We start from the raw sequence: 18,998 nt of genomic DNA on the forward strand, positions 1-18,998 counted from the left end.
GGAGGATTTATATAATGATAACAAGGACGTTAGAACAAGTTGCGAGGATGGCAGAGGCTGAATTATCTCATGATAAATGGAAGGATGTTCAGATAGAAGGGGTTTCTATTGACACTCGGTCGATTCAGCAAGGTCAATTGTTTATTCCATTACCTGGTTCCAATGTTGATGGTCATAAGTTCGTGCGACAAGCATTTGAAAAAGGTGCTAGAGCTACTTTTTGGAAAAAGGGTGTAGATGGTGCACCTGAAGACATTCCATTAATTTTTGTGGATGATCCCCTTATAGCCATGCAGCAATTAGCGAGAAGCTATCGGGATCAAACTGGTGTAAGGATAGTAGGGGTAACCGGTAGTAATGGAAAAACTTCGACAAAGGACATGATAGCGGAAGTTCTTTCGAGTACATTCTCTGTTCAAAAAACGAAAGGCAATTTTAACAGCCAATTAGGTCTACCTTTATCCATTTTTGAACTGGAAAAAGACACAGAGGTGATGGTGCTTGAAATGGGTATGAGTGATGTCGGGCAGATTGAAATCCTTTCGAAGATAGCTAAACCCGATATTGCGGTTATCACGAATATTGGTGAATCCCATTTAGAGTATTTGGGGTCAAGAGAAAAAATTGCGGATGCAAAATTTGAAATCACGACAGGTCTGAGGAATGATGGAGCTTTTATTTATGATGGAGATGAGCCACTACTGCAACAAAAAATTTCTAGTAGCACATTTTCGTTTCAAACCATCTCTTTTGGTGAAACAGATACTTCCGATTTATTTCCTCTGTCCATCGAATTGAAAGATAACGGGACAGAATTTACGGTAAATACCATTCCGCAGACACCGTTGTTTTTACCTGTACTTGGTATGCATAACGTGAAAAATGCGCTTGCCTCTATCGCAGTTGGACAATTTATGGGGATTAATGAAGAGAAAATGAAGCGTGCATTAGCTAAAGTGACTTTAACTTCTATGCGAATGGAAGCACATCAAGGTAAAAATGATTGCTTGATTATCAATGATGCATACAATGCTAGCCCAACCTCTATGAAAGCTGCTGTATCATTAGTAGATTCACTAGAGAAGTACCATAAAAAGGTTTTAGTACTTGGAGATATGCTAGAGCTGGGGAAAGCAGAAAAAGAATTTCATCAAGAGGTGGGTTCCTTTATTTCAAATCTAACTATCGATTATGTGTTCACATATGGAAGATTAGGTCAATTTATTGCTAGTGCTGTTAAGGAGAAGAGCGAGGAAATAAAGACTAGAGCATTTGATGATAAACAAGATTTAAAGGAGAGCTTATTACCTTTATTAGATAGGGATACCGTTGTTTTATTCAAGGCATCAAGAGGAATGAAATTAGAAGAGATCGTAGAAGATATCATTGGATAACATGACTAGGAGAGTTTTTAATCTGATGCCAACTATTAATTACCTAAACATCAACCAAGCGCATGGACGACTTTTATTCTCGTCCATGCGCTTGGTTTTGATTCCTTTAATTACGGTAAATTTGTTGTAAGTAAGTAGATGGGGAAACCCCTGTAACCTTTTTGAATACACGACTAAAATAGAATGGATTAGAAAATCCTAGGTAATCACTTACTTCTGATACATTTTGATTGTCTTTTTTAAATAATTGGATCGCTTTTTCGATAAGAATCTCATTTTGGTACTGGGTAACACTTTTACCTGTATGGTTCTTAAAAAGGGAAGAAAGATAGGAATAATTCATCCCCATCGCATTTGCGATCTGATCTCCTGTTAGCTTTTGGTCTTCATTTTCGTGTAAAAGCTTCACCATTCGTGCAATTATCCGGTGGGATTTTTTGTTTGCATTTTCTTGCATTTTATCCATGTATAGTTCTAGAAATATTTGATGTGCTTCCATGCTGGAAAGAATCGGCCGTATTGGATTGGTCGATTCATACAATTCTAATAATTTAACTAGCTTCGTTTCCATCCATGGAGCATTCGTGACCTTTCCATACTTCGGAAGTGTGAAAATGGCTTGATAGGCCTCTTCGCCGATCAATGAAGTTTGGCGAAAGGGAGTGAATTCGACATTGGGAGCTCCGGTATTTTTATCAGAGAAATGAATATAGTACCATTCAGATCCAGGTAAATATAATTCACGTCCAAAATGATAGATATCTTTTCTAAGAAAAAGATAGGAACCTTTATCCACATAATACTCAATGTCATCCTCTATTACGTGTATTCTTCCTTTTTTAACGTAAATAAAGACATGTAAGTATTCCATAACCCGATCTGGATGCTTAAACACCCCATCAATATCATACATAAAGCCGACCTCGCGAATTAATGGAAGTGTATGTGCTTCAATCTTTACAGGATTTTTCATGCTTTGAATCACCTCTTGAATGGTGGTAAACTTAGTGAATTACACCTACACATCTTAATTATACCGCTAACAATTAAAGTGTTTTATATAGGTAATCTTTTCTACTTAAGATCATAACAAAAAATACAAAAAAAAGATATGTTTTCTTATTTTATGGAATGTACATTTGTAGTAATCGCCTTCATACTAGATAGTGTAAAAGTTTTTTGGAGGTGCGATGGTTGTGGAAAAAGTATACTTACTTGAAGGTATGTTTAATGAATCACAATTAAAAGGAAAGGAATATTTATTATATCTAGATGTGGATCGTCTCATTGCTCCTTGTTATGAAGCAGCTGGACAAAAGGCGAAGAAGGAGCGCTACGGAGGCTGGGAGAAAACGCCTATCGCTGGTCATTCCATTGGTCATTGGCTTTCAGCAGCAGCCAATATGTACCATGTAACAGGAGATAGACGATTAAAAGAAAAACTAAACTATGCTCTAGCAGAACTAGCTCATGTTCAATCCTATGATACGGATGGGTATGTGAGTGGGTTTCCTAGAGATTGCTTTGATAAGGTGTTTACTGGTGAATTCGAGGTGGATAATTTTAGTCTTGCTGGCTCGTGGGTACCTTGGTACTCCATACACAAAATCTATGCTGGTTTAATAGATGCTTATCAGCTTTTAAACATGGAAAAAGCATTACAAATTGTTACGAGATTAGCTGATTGGGCTTATAATGGATTAATTAATTTGTCAGAGGATCAATTCCAAAAAATGCTAGTTTGTGAACATGGCGGAATGAATGAAGCCTTTGCGGATTTATATGATATGACAAAAAACCCCAATTATCTAGAATTAGCAGAAAGATTTTATCATCAAGCAGTATTGGATCCTCTGGACAATCAACTGGATGAGTTGGAGGGTAAGCATGCCAATACCCAAATTCCAAAGGTAATTGGAGTAGCCAAGCTCTTTAATATAACAGGTAAAGAAAAATATAAAAGGATTGCCACCTTTTTCTGGGAGCAAGTGACCAATTATCGCACTTATGCAATTGGTGGTAACAGTATTCGTGAACATTTTGGTCCAGAGAATGCAGAGGAACTAGGTATTTTAACAACGGAAACTTGTAACACCTATAATATGCTGAAGCTAACAGAGCTCCTATTTGAATGGGAGCATCACTCCAAATACTATGATTTCTTTGAGAAAGCATTATATAATCATATTTTAGCATCGCAAGATCCAGAGTCTGGAATGAAGACCTATTTTGTTTCCTCCGAGCCTGGCCATTTTAAAGTATATAATTCAAGGGATGATTCCTTTTGGTGTTGTACAGGTACTGGGATGGAAAATCCAGCAAGGTATAACCGAGGTATCTTCTCTCACCATGATGATCGCCAATTTTTTATTAATTTATTTATCTCTGCTAGGGCTATATACCAAGATAGAGGCTTGATAGTAAGGCAGGAAACAGGATTTCCATACAAAGAGGAGAGTAGTATTTTTTTCGAACAAACACCAGAGGAAGAGTTTGACTTACTAATTCGGATACCATATTGGGTGAAAGACGAAATGACATTTATGGTGAATGGGGAACAGGTAGAAGTAGTGAAGGTAAATGGGTATGCCAAAATAACGCGAATTTGGCAACAGAAGGATTGTCTAACAGTAGTAACACCGCTTTGTTTACATCGATATGTGGCAAAAGATGATGAACAGAAACAAGTTATCATGTATGGTCCTATTGTTTTGGCAGGTGCACTCGGTCGAGAGAATTTCCCTGAGACTGATATTTTAAGTGATCATTTATCATTGAATAATCATCCACTCATAGAAGTACCTGCACTTGTAACAGATCAACAGGACTTAGAAAAATGGATTCAACTGGTTGATCCTGATAAATTAATTTTTACTACAACAGAGGTTGGGCAACCAGGGAATCAGAGTCTAACACTAAAGCCGTTTTATGACATTCATCATGAAAGATATACGATTTATTGGAATATTTTATCAAAAGGAGCCTATGAGCATTTTGTAGACAACGAAAAAGATAGAAGACTAAGGGAACAAAGGATTACGATTGATGTTGTTACACCACATGAACAACAACCAGAGGTGGATCATAACATGGAGGCAAGCTTGTCTACCTCTGCTTATAAAAACGTCGTTCATAGCGGTTACCGCGAAGCAAAAGATGGGGGATACTTTAGCTACGAAATGAAGATTGATGCGTCAAAGTCAATGTATCTTGCTGTCACTTATTTCGGAGGTGATGGTAGAGAGCATATGGATGGACGTGTAGTGGAACGTGACTTTACTATTTGGATCGATGAAAACGAATTAACGCGTCAGAAATTAACCAACCAACATCCAGGAGAGTTGTTTACAGAGGTTTACCCAATACCGTTTGCTTGGATGAAAGAAAAAGAAACGATAAGGGTAAAATTTCAATCCTCTAATGGAAAAATAGCTGGCGGGATCTATCGTGTGCGTATTATAAATGAACCAGAAATATAAAAAAATCGGGCATATGCCCGATTTTTTATGTCGAATTAGCTATAGAAAGAAGCACCAACGATAATTAACAAAATGAAAAGTACAACGATCAAAGCAAATCCGCCGCCATAGCCACCGCCGTATCCGCCGCCATAGCCACTTCCGTATCCGCCACAAGGATATCCACCATAGTAACTCACTTATATCAACCTCCTTCAATATTTTCACTATATAATGTATGTCATTTTCATTAATCGGTTAGGGTAAATGACCATGTTCACGAAAAATGGGCGGATGATTGTATAAGAAATCTTGCATTTTAAAAGGTGATATAATAAAATTACAGATATTCGACAAATTAGTGGAGGTATTCTAATCATGATGATGGCAGTGTTCTTGACAGTTATTCGATAATTACTAATCGAATAGAAGTGATACTAAAAAAGCTCCTAGAAAGGGGTTTAGTTTGTCTTATTCTTTTTTAAGTATCCATTGTCCATGAACTTTATCATCAAATACCGTTCAAGCTTACTAAAGACACAGGGTAAGAACAGCTTATTCCTAGTTTACAAAAAGGTTGTGATGAATCTCAATGATGGTTCATTCACGGCCTTTTTTGTATATCGGACAGAATACCCCTGTAGTTAGCATGGATGTCTTAACGGTATTCATAAATGGGAGGCGTTAGAATGACTCTATATTTTGCGAGCATTTTACCCGGATTAGAATATGTTTTATTAGATGAAATGAATCAAAAGGTGAGTGAAGTGGAAATCATTCAAATAAAAAGAGGCAAGGTATTCTTTACTACAAGTAGTATAGATACATGCCTGCATGCTTTAAGATCTGCAGATAATTTGTTTCAAGTATTGGATCAATTTCAACTAGGACCACATAAGAAACATTTATCTCAGCTAAGTGGACGTATTGCAAGTTTGGATTTGAAAGATATGGACCACAACTCTCTATTTTGGATAAATGCCAGTCGTAAAGGAAAACAAACTTATAGTCGCTATGAGTTAGCGTGGGCCGCTGCAGAAGGTATTCAGAGACATTACCCTAATTGGTCCCTCGGAACGTATCGGGATAATCAGGTAGAATTCAGGGTTGATTTGGAGCATCAGAATCTTATTTTTTCTCTTCGACTTACCGATCCTACATTTCGCTATCGTAACCAGGTGCGTCAGTTCTCTCGTGCCGCACTTCGCCCTACAGTTGCTCATTCAATGGTTTGGTTATCCGATCCAAAATCAACGGATATTTTTGTGGACCCGTGTTGTGGTTCTGGTACTATTTTGTCAGAGCGGACTGCTTACCCTGTCAATCAAATCCATGGTGGGGATATATCTGAGTCAGTGACAAGGATAGCTAAACATAATCTTGAGCACACTAAGGTAAAAATAAATGTTTGGGATGCTAGAGAATTGCCCCTATCAACCAATTTTGTTGATAAAGTCGTCACAAATCTACCATTTGGGAAGCAAATTTCAATCGACGAGGATTTAGGATTGTTCTATAGGTATGTAATGAATGAAATAGCGAGAGTGCTAAAACCAAGGGGCAGGGCAGTTATTTTGTTGGGAAATTTCCAGCAATTACATGTTGAAGTAAATCGTTTAGGAATGGTTTGCTTGGAAGCCTATCCACTTAGCTTGAAGGGTTTGCATCCCACATTGATGGTTTTAGAGAAGCAATAAAAAAAGCAAGGCGAAAAACCGGATTCACATCGAATCCGGTTTAACTAATTCAACAAATGATGCATTGAAAATAAGCTACTGAAGGTATTTTTGAACCAACTTGCAAATACTCTTTATGTAATGATTCCAAGCTTTCTTAATCCATTGAAGATACCTGAATTCTCCACTGTAGTGGTTCGGTATTTAGCGTATTGGAATAATTCCGGGTTTGCATTCCCCATAGCAAAGCTATTTCCGACAAATTGAAGCATTTGTTTATCATTCATCCCATCACCAAAGGCAATGGCTTGATCAGGACTAAGATGAAGCTCCTCTAAAATGCTTTTAATGGCCATGCCTTTATTGACATTTTCTCGAATCACATCATAGCTATGTTCTAAACCTTTAACATTTACTTGGGAGAAGTAAATATTTTCATGATCAAGGTTATAGAGAGCAATCTCATCTGGAGATACGTTCATTATCGTAATCCCTAGAATTTGATTTCGATATTTATCTTGATAAAGTGCCGTATCGCTTAAAGCAAAATAGTCAATAAACTGCCTAACAGCTTTAGTCTCTAGCGATGTTAATAAATTGTGGCTATTAGTATAGAGAATCATCTCATGGTGGTTTTGTTTCGCAATTTTTAAATAATGTTCGATAATAGTCGCAGAAATCGGTTCATCCACTAGTATCTTCTCTTGATATAAGGCATAAGCTCCATTATAGCCTATGAAGGAATGAATACCTAATTCTTCTGCAATTGTATAAATTTCATGTAAAGGTCTACCAGTAGCCAGAAAAACTTCGATTCCTTTTTGCCTTGCGATACTGATGGCTTCCTTTGTAGATGGTTCGATCGTGTGATCTTGTCTTAATATTGTCCCATCAATGTCTAAAAACAATGCTTTATATTGCTTCATTTGATGTCTCCTTTATGATTAAAACGGAAGCTTTGAAAGCTTTTCTCCTGTATTTTCTTCATAACCCTTCATATATTTAATTCTACGTTGTGCAGCAGATTGACTTACTTGTTCATCTGCATGATAGGAGGAGCGAACTAAAGGACCAGCTTCACAATGCTTAAATCCTTTGGAAAGAGCAATTTCTCTAAGTTCTGTAAATTCATCAGGATGATAGTAGCGCTCAACCTTTAAGTGTTTTTTGGTTGGTTGTAGATATTGACCAATGGTCAAAATATCAACATTATTAGCACGTAAATCGTCCATTGCTTCCACTATTTCTTCCTTGGTTTCGCCAAGACCTACCATAATACTGGACTTAGTCGGGGTATTTGGTGCGATTTCTTTCACTCGTCTTAATAATTCTAACGAACGGTCATACATCGCAATCGCACGAACACGTTTCGTTAATCTGCGTACTGTTTCAATATTATGATTAAAAATATCGGGAGCACTATCCATTAGTGTATGTAAGCTTTCATAATCACCTTTCATATCAGAAGGTAATATCTCAATTGTGCATCCTGGTACTTTCTCACGAATTTGACGAACTGTTTCGGCAAATACTGCTGCACCACCATCCTTTAAATCATCACGTGCAACTGCAGTAACAACCACGTGCTTTAGTCCCATAATTTCTACTGATTCAGCAACACGTTTCGGTTCGCCCCAATCTAATTCATTGGGAAGACCTGTCTTTACTGCACAAAAACGGCATCCACGTGTACAAGTATCCCCAAGTATCATGAAGGTCGCTGTTTGTCTTTCGCTCCAGCATTCGTGGATATTTGGACATTTAGCTTCCTCACAAACAGTGTTGAGACGTTTATCACGCATTAGATGTTTTAAACGATTATAGGATTTATTCGTATTGATTTTTATCTTTAGCCATTCCGGTTTTCTTAAGTATTCTTCGTTTTTTGCCATTCTACCCATCTCCTATCTAGATAAATTCCATGCGTCGTCTTTATATTTTTGATTCATTACACTATGTATTTCTTCTTCTTGTTCCATTGATAAAGTGAAATTTTCGAAGACTATGTCCAAGCCTTTTTCAAATCCTTGCTTAAATGCTTGTTTTGCTAAATCTATTTTGATCTCCCCAGGTGAAGCTTCTTCTAATGAAACTACTTTGTCTTTAAATGCATGCATTGCCCTTGCTTTTACCTTTTCACTTGGATATTCAAATAGATCATAGAGCTTGGTGTTATCGACATGGATGGGGATGGAGCCATGCTGTAAAATAACACCCTTTTGTCGAGTTTGAGCACTGCCTGCTGCTTTTTTACCATCGACAATTAATTCATACCACGAAGGTTCCTCAAAGCAAACCGCTGATTGAGTTGTCTGTAGTTTACCTTCTGGAATTGCAAAAGATGCTTCGATATCAAGGTTTCGGAATCCTTCTAATAATCCTTTAGAAATTACTTTATATGCCTCTTTAACGGAAGCAGGCATTTTCGGGTGGCTTTCTGCAACGATCACGCTATAGGTCAGTTCTTGATCATGAAGAACAGCCCTACCACCTGTTAATCGCCGTACTAATTCAATATGATGTTCTGTTAATGCTTTGAAATTAATTTTACCCTTTGTTTTTTGAAAATACCCGACAGATAACCCAGCAGGCTCCCATTCATAGAAACGTAAAACTGGAGGGATTTCTTTATTCCTATGCCACTTTAATAGACATTCGTCTACTGCCATGTTATAGGCGGGGGTATTTTTTTCCGTATCTAGATAATACCATGTTTCTCCCATACGTAATTGGCGAAAACTACTTCTTATCGCCACTAACCTCCCATACTGTATCCATTGTTGAAACTGTTAAAAATATACTAATTTGCAATCATTATCATGGTACTCCTTCTCATGCTCTCTGTCAAAAATATTATTTTTAGTTTATCCCCATTTGTATTTCATCTATGCTATAGTGAAAAAAGTATTCATTATTACAGCATAGAACGAAGGAGTATTTACATGGATGGTTTCAATGAACAATTTTTAATTTCTGTTTTTATCATTGCGATTGGGTATCTATTAAAGAAGGGGAATATTGTTAAGGAAGAGGATGGGGAAGCGATTGCAAGAGTGGTGTTTAATCTAACCCTTCCATGTCTCATTATTGTTACATTTAGTGATGTAGAATTTTCCAACTCCTTACTTTATTTAATTGTGATTGCTTTTGTTTATGGTCTTGGAATTGGTTTACTTGGACTTATTCTCTTAAAGAAGGATTCTAGATATGATCGTGGTATGTTTGGCATGATGATTCCTGGCTTGAATATTGGGTTATTTGCTTATCCATTAGTCGAGGGCTTGTGGGGCTTCGAGGGATTAAAGTATTTTGGTATGTTTGATGTTGGAAATGCTTTTATAGTATTTGGTATGAGCTATATTATCGCAGGCATGTATGCAGAGAGAGCGAATATGCTTGAAACAAGAACGATTATCTATAAGCTGTTTCAATCCATTCCATTAATGACCTATCTTATCATGTGCTTACTAAGTATCATGAAGATTCAACTGCCAAGCTTTGTCGTGGATGTATCGAGTATTATTTCGATGGCGAACATGCCATTGTCCTTACTATTATTAGGATTGTATTTGAATTTTACGTTTGCGAAAGGATATGGAAAACTAATATTGAAGTTTTTAGCTGTAAGATATGGAATTGGGATTATTACAGGGTTATTATGTTATTACCTTCTTCCCGTTGATGAAATGTTTCGTTTTACATTGCTTATAGGCTTTATTTTACCAACAGCTGTATCTGTCGTCCCATATTCCATTATATTTGGCTATAACCAACGGCTTGTAGGTACAGCCTCTAATCTGACCATGATCATTAGCTTTGTATTAATTTGGGGAATGGTTAATCTAATTATGTAAGGTTTTAAGTATATTCTTATACTAATACAGTTGAAATTCAAAATCTATGGAAAAAGATCGTTTCATTATGATAAAATGGATAACGTTTACAACCTGGATAATAGCGTCTAAGTAGAAGTGGGGGGATGAATATGTTTGACTTATCGGTTTTTGAATGGATTGTTCTAGTTATAGCTGCAATGCTAATTGGTTTTTCCAAAGCAGGAGTATCGAGTATGGGGATCCTTGTAGTCACGCTCTTTATGATACTATTCCCTGCAAAAGAATCTGTTGGAATACTACTACCATTATTAATTGTTGGCGATCTATTTGCCGTTACATATTATCGAAAAAATGTGGTCTGGAAGTATTTGTTCTCTCTAGTTCCATCCGTTCTTGTAGGGGTTTTAATAGGGTATTATGTATTGAGCTATGTAACAAGTGATCAATTAAAGCCAATGATTGGCATTCTAGTTTTAGCATTAATCATACTCCATATAAGTAGAGAGCGATTAGGAGAGAAATTTAATCAGATGCTTCCAGAAGCAAAAATTTTCACCATGATGATGGGAGCATTAGCTGGATTTGCGACCATGATTGGAAATGCAGCTGGTGGTGTGATGGCGATTTACTTCTTAGTAAAAGGACTGCCAAAAAAGGAATTTGTCGGAACAGGTGCATGGTTCTTTTTATTTGTTAATGTGATAAAGGTTCCTTTTTATATCACCCTTGGTATGATTAATATGGAATCTATCATGTTTAACCTATGGTTAATTCCAATGATTTTAATAGGAGCAGTTATTGGAGTAAAGGTTTTACAACTAATGCCTCAGCGTTTATTTCAGATCCTCGTACTAGTCTTTGCGGGTATTGGTGCCATTCGTTTATTAATAGGCTAATAGATATAGAAAGGACGCTTTATAAACTGTATTTCAACTTAAACACCAGACCAAGTTGCGGTTTATTCACTTTATAAACGGCATTTCAAGCGAAGCAACAGCCAAATTTGCGGTTGATCCGATCTATAAACGGCATTTCAACGGAAGCACTGGGCCAAGTTGCCGTTTATAGTCTTTTTAACCGCACTTCAATTGAGGCAAGAAGCCAAATTACAGTTTATCGAAGCGATGCATTTAGGAAATCAAGCCCCCAGTCCTTTTCTCTTCTCCTCTATAATGGAAGGCTTAATTTGCTTTGTTGGAAAGATTGATTAAGATCCTTGATCAAATCATCGACATTCTCTATACCTACAGATAAACGGAACAAGCGATCCTCGATCCCTCTTTCTTTTCGTTCATGTGGAGGCATTGCTGCATGAGACATGGTAGCAGGATGAGAAAGAATAGATTCCACAGCCCCTAAGCTTACGGCAAAGACTGGTATTTCTAGCTTTCTAACGAATCCCTCTATGTCAACATTTTCTGATAATAAAAAGGATAGGACTGCTCCACCACTTTTGGCTTGAGAATGATGAACGTTAAAACCAGGATGATCCGTAAGACCTGGATAATACACTTTTTCAATCGCATGATGTTCATCCAAAAATTTAGCAATTTCAAGTGCAGATTGGCTTGATTTGGTTAGTCGAGTCTCCAAAGTTTTCATTCCTTGAATTAAGGTATAGGAATCCTGTGCACTTAGAATGGATCCAATTGTATTCTGAATAAATTTTAGTTTTGCAGCTAACTCTTCTGTTTTTGCCACAGCTAATCCAGCTACTACGTCACTATGACCAGATAAGAATTTAGTCGCACTATGGAGCACAATGTCTACACCAAGATCTAGTGGATTTTGATACAATGGTGTCATAAATGTATTGTCTAAATAAGTATAGCAATCATTGGCTTTAGCTAACTCCACCACTTTCTTAATGTCAGTGATTTGCAATAAGGGATTTGCTGGTGTTTCCATATAAATAACCTTTGTATTACTTTGAATAGCTTTTTCAATTTCTGCGATGTTTGTCATGTCAACAAAAGTATGGCTAATCGAGAAGCTGGTCAATAGCTGACTGATAAATCGATAGGTACCTCCATAAACGTCTTTTGTCACAACGACATGATCTCCCGCTTCCAATAATAAAAAAGCGGAGGAGATAGCTGCCATGCCTGAAGAAAAGGCATAGCCTGCGTATCCATTCTCTAACTGCGCAATCGTCTTTTCTAAAATTTCTCTGGTTGGGTTACCTGAGCGGCTATAATCGAATGGTCCGAATTCATTTATTTCTTTCTGATGATAAGTAGATGATAAATAAATCGGAGGATTTACGGCACCTGTCACCTTTTCGTTAAATCCTTGTTGTAGCCCTGCATGAATAAGCTTTGTATCAAATTGGTTAGACATGAAGTAATTCCTCCTTGCTCTTTAGTAGTGCTTGATCTAGATCTTCTTTTAAATCTTCTATATGCTCAATACCGACAGAGAAACGTAACAGCCTTTCACAAATACCACGTTTTTCACGTTCTTCTAAAGGGATATCTGCATGCGTTTGTGTTGTTGGATAAGTGATAAAGCTCTCCACCCCACCTAAGCTTTCCGCAAAAGAAATGACTTTTAAATGGGATAAGAAGGGGACAACCATTTGTTTCTCCTTAATCCGGAAACTAACCATTGCACCTTTACCGGGATACAGAATGTCTGTTACTAAAGGGTGCTCCTTGAAAAACTGTTCAAGTGCTCTAGCATTTTCCTGTTGCTTCTCAAGGCGAAGACTTAACGTTTTCATGCCTCGAATAAGTAACATACAATCAAATGGTGACAATACAGCTCCTATGGCATTGTGTAGATGGGTTAGTTTTTCTGCTAACGGTTGATCCTTCACAGCAACTAGTCCAGCAAGAACATCATTATGTCCACCTAAATATTTCGTTGCAGAATGGACGACAATATCTGCTCCTAGTGTAAGTGGCTTTTGGAGATATGGTGTGAAAAAGGTATTATCTACGATTAAAAGCAGCTGGTGTTCTTTAGCGATCTGGGCAACTTTATGAATATCTAACTCGATTAACAGTGGATTTGTTGGCGTCTCAATAAATATTGCCTTTGTTTTCGATGTGATTTGTTCTGCAATTTCTTCTGGTTTCACATAGAGAAAATCGACCGCATATGCTTCACTATAGTGACTAAATAATCGGTATGTTCCACCATAAACATCCTCTGTCACGATGATTTGATCCCCTTTTTCAAATATGGCAAGCACTAATTGAATCGCAGCCATACCGGATGAACAAGCAAATCCCTTAGTGCCTTTTTCAAGGTCGCTTATGGCCTTTTCTACAATATCTCTGGTTGGATTACGCGTTCGCGTATAATCAAAACCGGTAGAATTGCCAATTGTTTCATGCTGGTAGGCTGTCGATAAATAAATAGGTGGCTCGACGGCACCTGTCTTTGGATCAGATTTATTCCCAATTTGAGCTAATGATGTTTCGATATGCTTCATTTCGATCATTCCTCCTACGATATGCTATAAAACGAAAAGGGACTTTCTCCCGATAAGAAGAAAGTCCCCACATTTATACATACTTCTTATCTTCGGTAATTACCTTCTGGATTTAGCACCATGCATAAAATGCTGGTTGCTGAGGCATCATCGGGCCAGTCCCTAAACCTCTCTTGATAAGCTTAAAATATTTAGTTGTTAAAACGTTTTGGAAATACTATACAATATATCATACAATCACCAGTAAAAAAATACAAGAAAAAATTTAAAAAAATTAAACCTAGTAAAACCATTGGTTATAAAGGATTTTTAGTGGATTGCAGTAGCAATCCAAGGAATTGACCTATTGACATTAATTGTATTTACCATTATATTCAATACAAATCATTTAATAACTTAAAACATTATATGCTTTCTTATCCAGAGAGATGGAGGGACTGGCCCGATGAAATCTCAGCAACAGGCATTTGAGGCACTGTGCTAATTCCAGCAAGACAACCTTGGCAGATAAGAAGAAGTATTTAACTTCTACTTTTAGACCAAGTAGAAGTTTTTTGTTTTTTTGAAAGAAAGTAGGATCTCGCTAATAAATCTGGACGCGAGGGTAAGAAAATTAGCGGCAACCCTATACGACATTTTGATGAAGCATTATGTTGATATGGAGAGAAAAGCATTCACGCCCGGAGATTCACTTGAAATAAAAATGCAGGTTTCATTTCTAAGAAGATAAAAATAGAGGAAGTAGGATGAAAAATGTTAGTCATTTTAGCTTTTTTTGCCGCATGTTTATTTGCTTTTAATATCGGCGCGAGTGGCTCTGCCGCTAGTATGGGAGTCGTATATGGAAGTAAGGTAATAAAACATAAAAAAGTGGCATTATTTCTAGCTGGTTCAGGAGCCATAGTTGGTGCTCTTTGGGGAGGAAAGCATGTTACTCATACACTAGGAAAGGGAATTATTCCAGAGGAAATCATGGATGTTCGCATCGCTACAATTATACTGGCCGTTTCTGCGTGTACTTTATTTGTTACGAATTATATTGGTATTCCACTTTCTACTAGTGAGGTAACCGTTGGTGCTATTGTCGGAATTGGTTTGTCTTTTCAGCAAATATATGCCGTTTCTATATTAGAAATCGTCGGTTTATGGCTTCTTATCCCAATTTTAGCTTTTTTTGTGACATATACGCTTGAAAAAGTAAGAATGAAATACCGAGACAAGATAAAGGTCTCATTTTCTAGTAAAATATTAGCAGGACTGTTAATTATAACAGGTATTTTTGAGGCAATAGCCGCTGGTATGAATAATGTGGCGAATGCGTTAGGACCATTGGTGGGAGCAAATTTAGTAACAATGGAGATTGGTTTACCTGTCTTAGCGTTAGTGGTAGCGCATGGTAGCATCTTATTTGGGGGAAAAGTGTTAGATACCAATGCCAAAAAGATCACAAATCTATCACTGGCAAACGGAATTGTTGTTTCAAGCACAACAGGGATATTAGTTATTGCTGCCTCCTTTTTAGGAGTTCCTATCCCAATGACCCAGGTAACGACGACGGCAATTGTTGGAATCAGTGCTACGAAAAGCTGGCAAAATGTTTGGAAGGAAAAAATCATCCATCGTATTGCAAAGGTTTGGATTTCTTCACCAATCATTTCACTAGTGATTTCCTATAGTTTAACCGAAATCCTTATTCGTCATTCTTACTATACTGTAATCTTATTATTCTTAACGATACTTATTACAATCGTGTTAATGAAATATCAAGTAAAGTCAGAAACAAAGCAACAAGAACATCAATTAAGAAGGGAATGGGAAGAGATTGGGTAAAGTATATTTAGTAGGGGCAGGACCGGGCGACAAGGAACTAATTACGTTAAAAGGAATTAGAGCGATTGAAGAAGCAGACGTTATTTTATATGATCGTTTAATTAATCAAGAATTATTAAGCTATGCAAGAAGTGAGGCAGAATTAATTTTTTGTGGGAAAGAACCGAAATTGCATGGTGTTATTCAGGACGAGATAAATCGTTTACTCGTTCAATATGGAACAGAGGGAAAAATCATCACGAGATTAAAAGGTGGCGATCCGTTTATTTTTGGTAGAGGCGGGGAAGAAGCACTTGTTTTAGAAAAAGCTAATATTCCTTTTGAAGTAGTACCTGGTATCACATCAGGTATAAGTGCACCTGCATATGCTGGAATTCCATTAACCCATCGTGGGCTCAGTGGTTCCGTAAGCTTTATTAATGGGTCCAATCCTGAATCAAGATCATTAAAGGAATGGCAGCATATAGCTAATGGAACAGAAACTCTTTGCTTTTACATGGGTGTGAGGAATTTTCCTAAAACTGCTGAATACCTTATCCAAGCAGGTTTAGAAAAGACAACACCTGTAGCAATCATTCACTGGGGAACGACTAATAAACAAAAAACGATTGTAGGTACACTCGAAACAATCACGGATCGATTAGATGAGATCACGAATCCGTCAATGATTGTTATAGGTCAAGTTGTCTTATTGCATGATCAACTACAATGGTTTAATAAGCAAGCATTAGAAAATGCTGGAGCTTCATCATTATAAGTAATAAAACCTTGATTCATTACGATGAATCAAGGTTTAGTATATTTAATCGACATCTTTCTCTCGTGCTTTTTGCATTTGTTCTTGTTCTTGCTCCCAACCCCATTCAGGATTAATTTGATTAATTAATTGATCTATCTCTTCTTGTGACAAGTCTTTCTTTCCATTGGAGTTGTTAATATAGGATTTTAGCTCCCATTCACCACCTTTTTTATTATCTAATTCCTTCCATTTTACCGTAAATATATAATCATTGCTATGAATATCGGCATGTATAAGTAGTATATCTTTATGAAGTATTAGCTTCGACAATCTCATGTTATACCTCCTTTTCTTAAGGAAAATTCACAACATTGCTAGTATTCGAAGGAGACGAAGAAAATAAGCTTCCAATTATAAGGACTAAAAATAAACGATATTTTAGTCTTTGAATATTTCATATTCATTATACCATAAATGTAAGGGTTTTCTTTAAGTGTTACCTAAATCCTTTCGTTCAAACCTGGTACATTTTGAAAGCTTTTTGAATATAAAGAAAGTAGGTAAGGGGTGAAAGAATTGGCGGTAGTGAAAGCAACGGAAGAAGATGTGAGATTACTAGCTAGACTCATGCGAGCTGAAGCAGAAGGTGATGGCAAATTAGGTATGCTTATGGTAGGTAATACGGGAGTAAATCGGGTAAGAGCAAGATGTCTTGATTTTACGGATATTAATACCATTAGAAGGATGGTATTTCAAAGTCCAGGAGGCTTTGAGGCCACACAAAAAGGCTACTTTTATCAACGAGCTAGAGAGCAAGATATAGAGCTTGCAAGAAGGGTTATTAATGGGAAAAGATATCATCCTGCAAGCTATGCATTATGGTTCTTCATGCCAGGAGGTAGCTGTCCTGCACAGTGGTTTGGACAATGGAATTCAGGTAGGTTTAAAAGTCATTGTTTTTATACACCACTTAGTTCTGAGTGTCCGGAAGTTTATGGCACATTTTAAAAGCAGAAGAATTAAGATTCCTCTGCTTTTTCTAATTGGACATTTGGGAAGAAGAGAATAATTAGGAAGGCTAAGATTCCTATGATAAAAAGACCGTTAAACACATGATCTAACCCGAAGCTAAGCCCATTTTGAATCTTCTCTAACATCTCTGTATCCATTGATTCTCTTCTATTTTCATCAAGTAAAAGGTCTATATTACTAACATCTAAGGACTTGCTTTCTGTTCCTATAAATGCTCGCATTTGTAGATTTAAAATCCCTCCTAATAATGCAGCTCCAACCGCACTTCCTACAATTCGCATAAACATGTTAAGAGAAGTGGCAACTCCACGTACATTCCAATTTACATGATTTTGGATGGATACAATAAAGGTTGTACTTGAAAGGCCCATTCCTACTCCTACGATAAATGAACTGATCCCAGCATAAATGGGGCCTTTTTCAGCAGTTAAGCAGAAAAACATAAATGTTCCAATTAAAAGTGCGCAACCACCAAGTAAAGCTGTTTTACGAAAACCAATTTTTAAAACTAAGTGACCTGCGATGGTCGAAGATATCGGCCACCCAATGGATAGAGTACTTAATGTAAAGCCAGCGATAATGGCGGATTCCCCCATAACACCCTGTACATAGGTGGGTAAGAAGCTAGATAATCCGAGAATTATCATACCTGAAAAAAATGTAGCCAGATTAGCGATGAGAATAAGCTTATTTCTCCATAGAAATAATGGCATGATAGGAGACGGTGCTTTCCCCTCTTGAAAAATAAAAACAATCATACAAATAATAAATAAGGAAAATAAAGAAATGGTTTCCCAATCAAGCCAAGCCCATACCGTTCCTGCTTGAACGAAAACGATAATTAAAGAAGAGATGCCAATCAGGAATAATCCTGCTCCATTGTAATCAATTGCCTTCTTCTCTTTATTCACTTGTTCATGGAAATATCGAATGACACCTAGAAGGCCAATAATACCAAGTGGAATATTCATCCAGAAAATCCAAGACCATTCTACGAATTGGACAATAATCCCACCTAATAATGGACCAATAACAGAAGAGATCCCCCAAACACTTGCAAGGTACCCTTGAACCTTTGCTCTTTCTTTAACAGTATACATATCTCCAACAATTGTTGTTACAATTGGCTGAATAGCCCCTGCTCCAACACCTTGGAGTAAACGAAATATGACAAGCATTGTCATCGTTGTTGCAAATCCACATAACAATGATCCGATTAAGAAAATACTTACACCGATGATAAAAATCGGTTTTCTTCCAAATAAATCAGCTAATTTTCCGAAGATCATCGTCGTAATAGCTTGCATCAACAAAAATCCAGAGAAAACCCAGCTATATAATCGAAAGCCACCCAAATCAGCGACTATATTAGGCATTGCAGTTGCTACTATGGTCCCTTCAATGGCTGCCATGAACATCGAGAGGACTAGTGCTATCAGAACTAATGTCCGATTGGTTTTTTTCTGCATCGATTCTTCCATCCCTTCTTGTCTAAATGCTATTGTAGCAAATAAATCAAGACTTGAGCAGTAGAAAGATGATATCTTTTTTAAAGATATGGTAAAATAAAGTAAACGATTGCAAAAAGGAGGAA

Annotated in this window: 17 protein-coding genes and 2 riboswitches; of the genes, 8 read left to right on the plus strand and 9 right to left on the minus strand. The window is 37.0% G+C overall.

Going from position 1 to position 18,998, the window contains the following annotated elements; genetic code table 11:
* Positions 1-14: 14 nt before the first annotated feature.
* Positions 15-1,394: a UDP-N-acetylmuramoyl-tripeptide--D-alanyl-D-alanine ligase gene (locus ACZ5N5_RS12670; RefSeq protein WP_054787453.1), complete on the plus strand. Its 1,380-nt coding sequence runs from the start codon at positions 15-17 to the stop codon at positions 1,392-1,394.
* Positions 1,395-1,500: 106 nt separating this feature from the next.
* On the opposite strand, the gene ACZ5N5_RS12675 is transcribed toward ACZ5N5_RS12670, so the two are convergent.
* On the minus strand, positions 1,501-2,367 hold the full coding sequence (locus tag ACZ5N5_RS12675; protein WP_277678376.1) for a helix-turn-helix domain-containing protein: 867 nt from the start codon (positions 2,365-2,367) through the stop codon (positions 1,501-1,503).
* Between the two features lie 217 nt (positions 2,368-2,584).
* On the opposite strand from ACZ5N5_RS12675, the gene ACZ5N5_RS12680 reads away from it, so the two are divergent.
* Entirely contained in the window at positions 2,585-4,873 is a 2,289-nt protein-coding gene (locus ACZ5N5_RS12680; protein ID WP_464372595.1) for a beta-L-arabinofuranosidase domain-containing protein, read from the plus strand.
* A gap of 35 nt (positions 4,874-4,908) precedes the next feature.
* On the opposite strand, the gene ACZ5N5_RS12685 is transcribed toward ACZ5N5_RS12680, so the two are convergent.
* Entirely contained in the window at positions 4,909-5,052 is a 144-nt protein-coding gene (locus ACZ5N5_RS12685; protein WP_109984909.1) for a YjcZ family sporulation protein, read from the minus strand.
* Positions 5,053-5,541: 489 nt separating this feature from the next.
* On the opposite strand from ACZ5N5_RS12685, the gene ACZ5N5_RS12690 reads away from it, so the two are divergent.
* Positions 5,542-6,549, plus strand: a complete 1,008-nt coding sequence (locus ACZ5N5_RS12690) for a methyltransferase domain-containing protein (RefSeq protein WP_464372596.1) — start codon at positions 5,542-5,544, stop codon at positions 6,547-6,549.
* A 113-nt stretch (positions 6,550-6,662) separates the two neighbouring features.
* On the opposite strand, the gene ACZ5N5_RS12695 is transcribed toward ACZ5N5_RS12690, so the two are convergent.
* From ACZ5N5_RS12695 to ACZ5N5_RS12705, 3 genes are read right to left on the minus strand one after another with little or no spacing between them, the layout of a single operon-like run.
* Positions 6,663-7,454, minus strand: a complete 792-nt coding sequence (locus ACZ5N5_RS12695; protein ID WP_054787458.1) for a Cof-type HAD-IIB family hydrolase — start codon at positions 7,452-7,454, stop codon at positions 6,663-6,665.
* A gap of 18 nt (positions 7,455-7,472) precedes the next feature.
* Entirely contained in the window at positions 7,473-8,420 is a 948-nt protein-coding gene (lipA, locus tag ACZ5N5_RS12700) for a lipoyl synthase (protein ID WP_109984907.1), read from the minus strand.
* Between the two features lie 12 nt (positions 8,421-8,432).
* The gene (locus tag ACZ5N5_RS12705; RefSeq protein ID WP_464373783.1) at positions 8,433-9,251 is read right to left on the minus strand and encodes a lipoate--protein ligase family protein; all 819 of its coding nucleotides are present in this window, start codon (positions 9,249-9,251) and stop codon (positions 8,433-8,435) included.
* A 219-nt stretch (positions 9,252-9,470) separates the two neighbouring features.
* Here ACZ5N5_RS12705 and ACZ5N5_RS12710 point away from each other — a divergent pair, with 219 nt between their 5' ends.
* Positions 9,471-10,382 carry an AEC family transporter gene (locus ACZ5N5_RS12710; RefSeq protein WP_054787459.1) on the plus strand — a complete coding sequence of 304 codons (912 nt, stop codon included), beginning with the start codon at positions 9,471-9,473 and terminating at the stop codon, positions 10,380-10,382.
* A gap of 131 nt (positions 10,383-10,513) precedes the next feature.
* On the plus strand, positions 10,514-11,260 hold the full coding sequence (locus ACZ5N5_RS12715; RefSeq protein WP_464372597.1) for a sulfite exporter TauE/SafE family protein: 747 nt from the start codon (positions 10,514-10,516) through the stop codon (positions 11,258-11,260).
* A 271-nt stretch (positions 11,261-11,531) separates the two neighbouring features.
* Here ACZ5N5_RS12715 and ACZ5N5_RS12720 read toward each other — a convergent pair whose 3' ends face one another.
* Together ACZ5N5_RS12720 and ACZ5N5_RS12725 are read right to left on the minus strand one after the other, a co-directional pair.
* A complete protein-coding gene (locus tag ACZ5N5_RS12720; RefSeq protein ID WP_277678381.1) occupies positions 11,532-12,704 on the minus strand; it encodes an aminotransferase class I/II-fold pyridoxal phosphate-dependent enzyme in 1,173 nt (390 codons plus the stop codon).
* Positions 12,697-13,803: a methionine biosynthesis PLP-dependent protein gene (locus tag ACZ5N5_RS12725; RefSeq protein ID WP_464372598.1), complete on the minus strand. Its 1,107-nt coding sequence runs from the start codon at positions 13,801-13,803 to the stop codon at positions 12,697-12,699. The genes ACZ5N5_RS12720 and ACZ5N5_RS12725 overlap by 8 nt, the downstream gene beginning before the upstream one ends.
* 83 nt (positions 13,804-13,886) lie before the next feature.
* Positions 13,887-13,986, minus strand: a riboswitch (SAM riboswitch).
* A gap of 230 nt (positions 13,987-14,216) precedes the next feature.
* A riboswitch (SAM riboswitch) is annotated at positions 14,217-14,317 on the plus strand.
* A 239-nt stretch (positions 14,318-14,556) separates the two neighbouring features.
* On the opposite strand from ACZ5N5_RS12725, the gene ACZ5N5_RS12730 reads away from it, so the two are divergent.
* Complete coding sequence (locus tag ACZ5N5_RS12730) at positions 14,557-15,633, plus strand: anion permease (RefSeq protein ID WP_464372599.1); 1,077 nt, start codon at positions 14,557-14,559, stop codon at positions 15,631-15,633.
* Complete coding sequence (gene cobA / locus ACZ5N5_RS12735; RefSeq protein ID WP_464372600.1) at positions 15,626-16,390, plus strand: uroporphyrinogen-III C-methyltransferase; 765 nt, start codon at positions 15,626-15,628, stop codon at positions 16,388-16,390. The genes ACZ5N5_RS12730 and cobA overlap by 8 nt, the downstream gene beginning before the upstream one ends.
* 45 nt (positions 16,391-16,435) lie before the next feature.
* On the opposite strand, the gene ACZ5N5_RS12740 is transcribed toward cobA, so the two are convergent.
* On the minus strand, positions 16,436-16,708 hold the full coding sequence (locus ACZ5N5_RS12740; protein ID WP_054787460.1) for a hypothetical protein: 273 nt from the start codon (positions 16,706-16,708) through the stop codon (positions 16,436-16,438).
* Positions 16,709-16,948: 240 nt separating this feature from the next.
* Here ACZ5N5_RS12740 and ACZ5N5_RS12745 point away from each other — a divergent pair, with 240 nt between their 5' ends.
* The gene (locus ACZ5N5_RS12745) at positions 16,949-17,380 is read left to right on the plus strand and encodes a cell wall hydrolase (RefSeq protein ID WP_054787461.1); all 432 of its coding nucleotides are present in this window, start codon (positions 16,949-16,951) and stop codon (positions 17,378-17,380) included.
* 11 nt (positions 17,381-17,391) lie between these two features.
* Here the strand turns inward: ACZ5N5_RS12745 and ACZ5N5_RS12750 are convergent, their stop codons facing one another.
* Positions 17,392-18,873, minus strand: a complete 1,482-nt coding sequence (locus ACZ5N5_RS12750; RefSeq protein WP_277678384.1) for an MDR family MFS transporter — start codon at positions 18,871-18,873, stop codon at positions 17,392-17,394.
* Between the last annotated feature and the right edge of the window lie 125 nt (positions 18,874-18,998).

Source organism: Gracilibacillus sp. JCM 18966 (assembly GCF_055392695.1).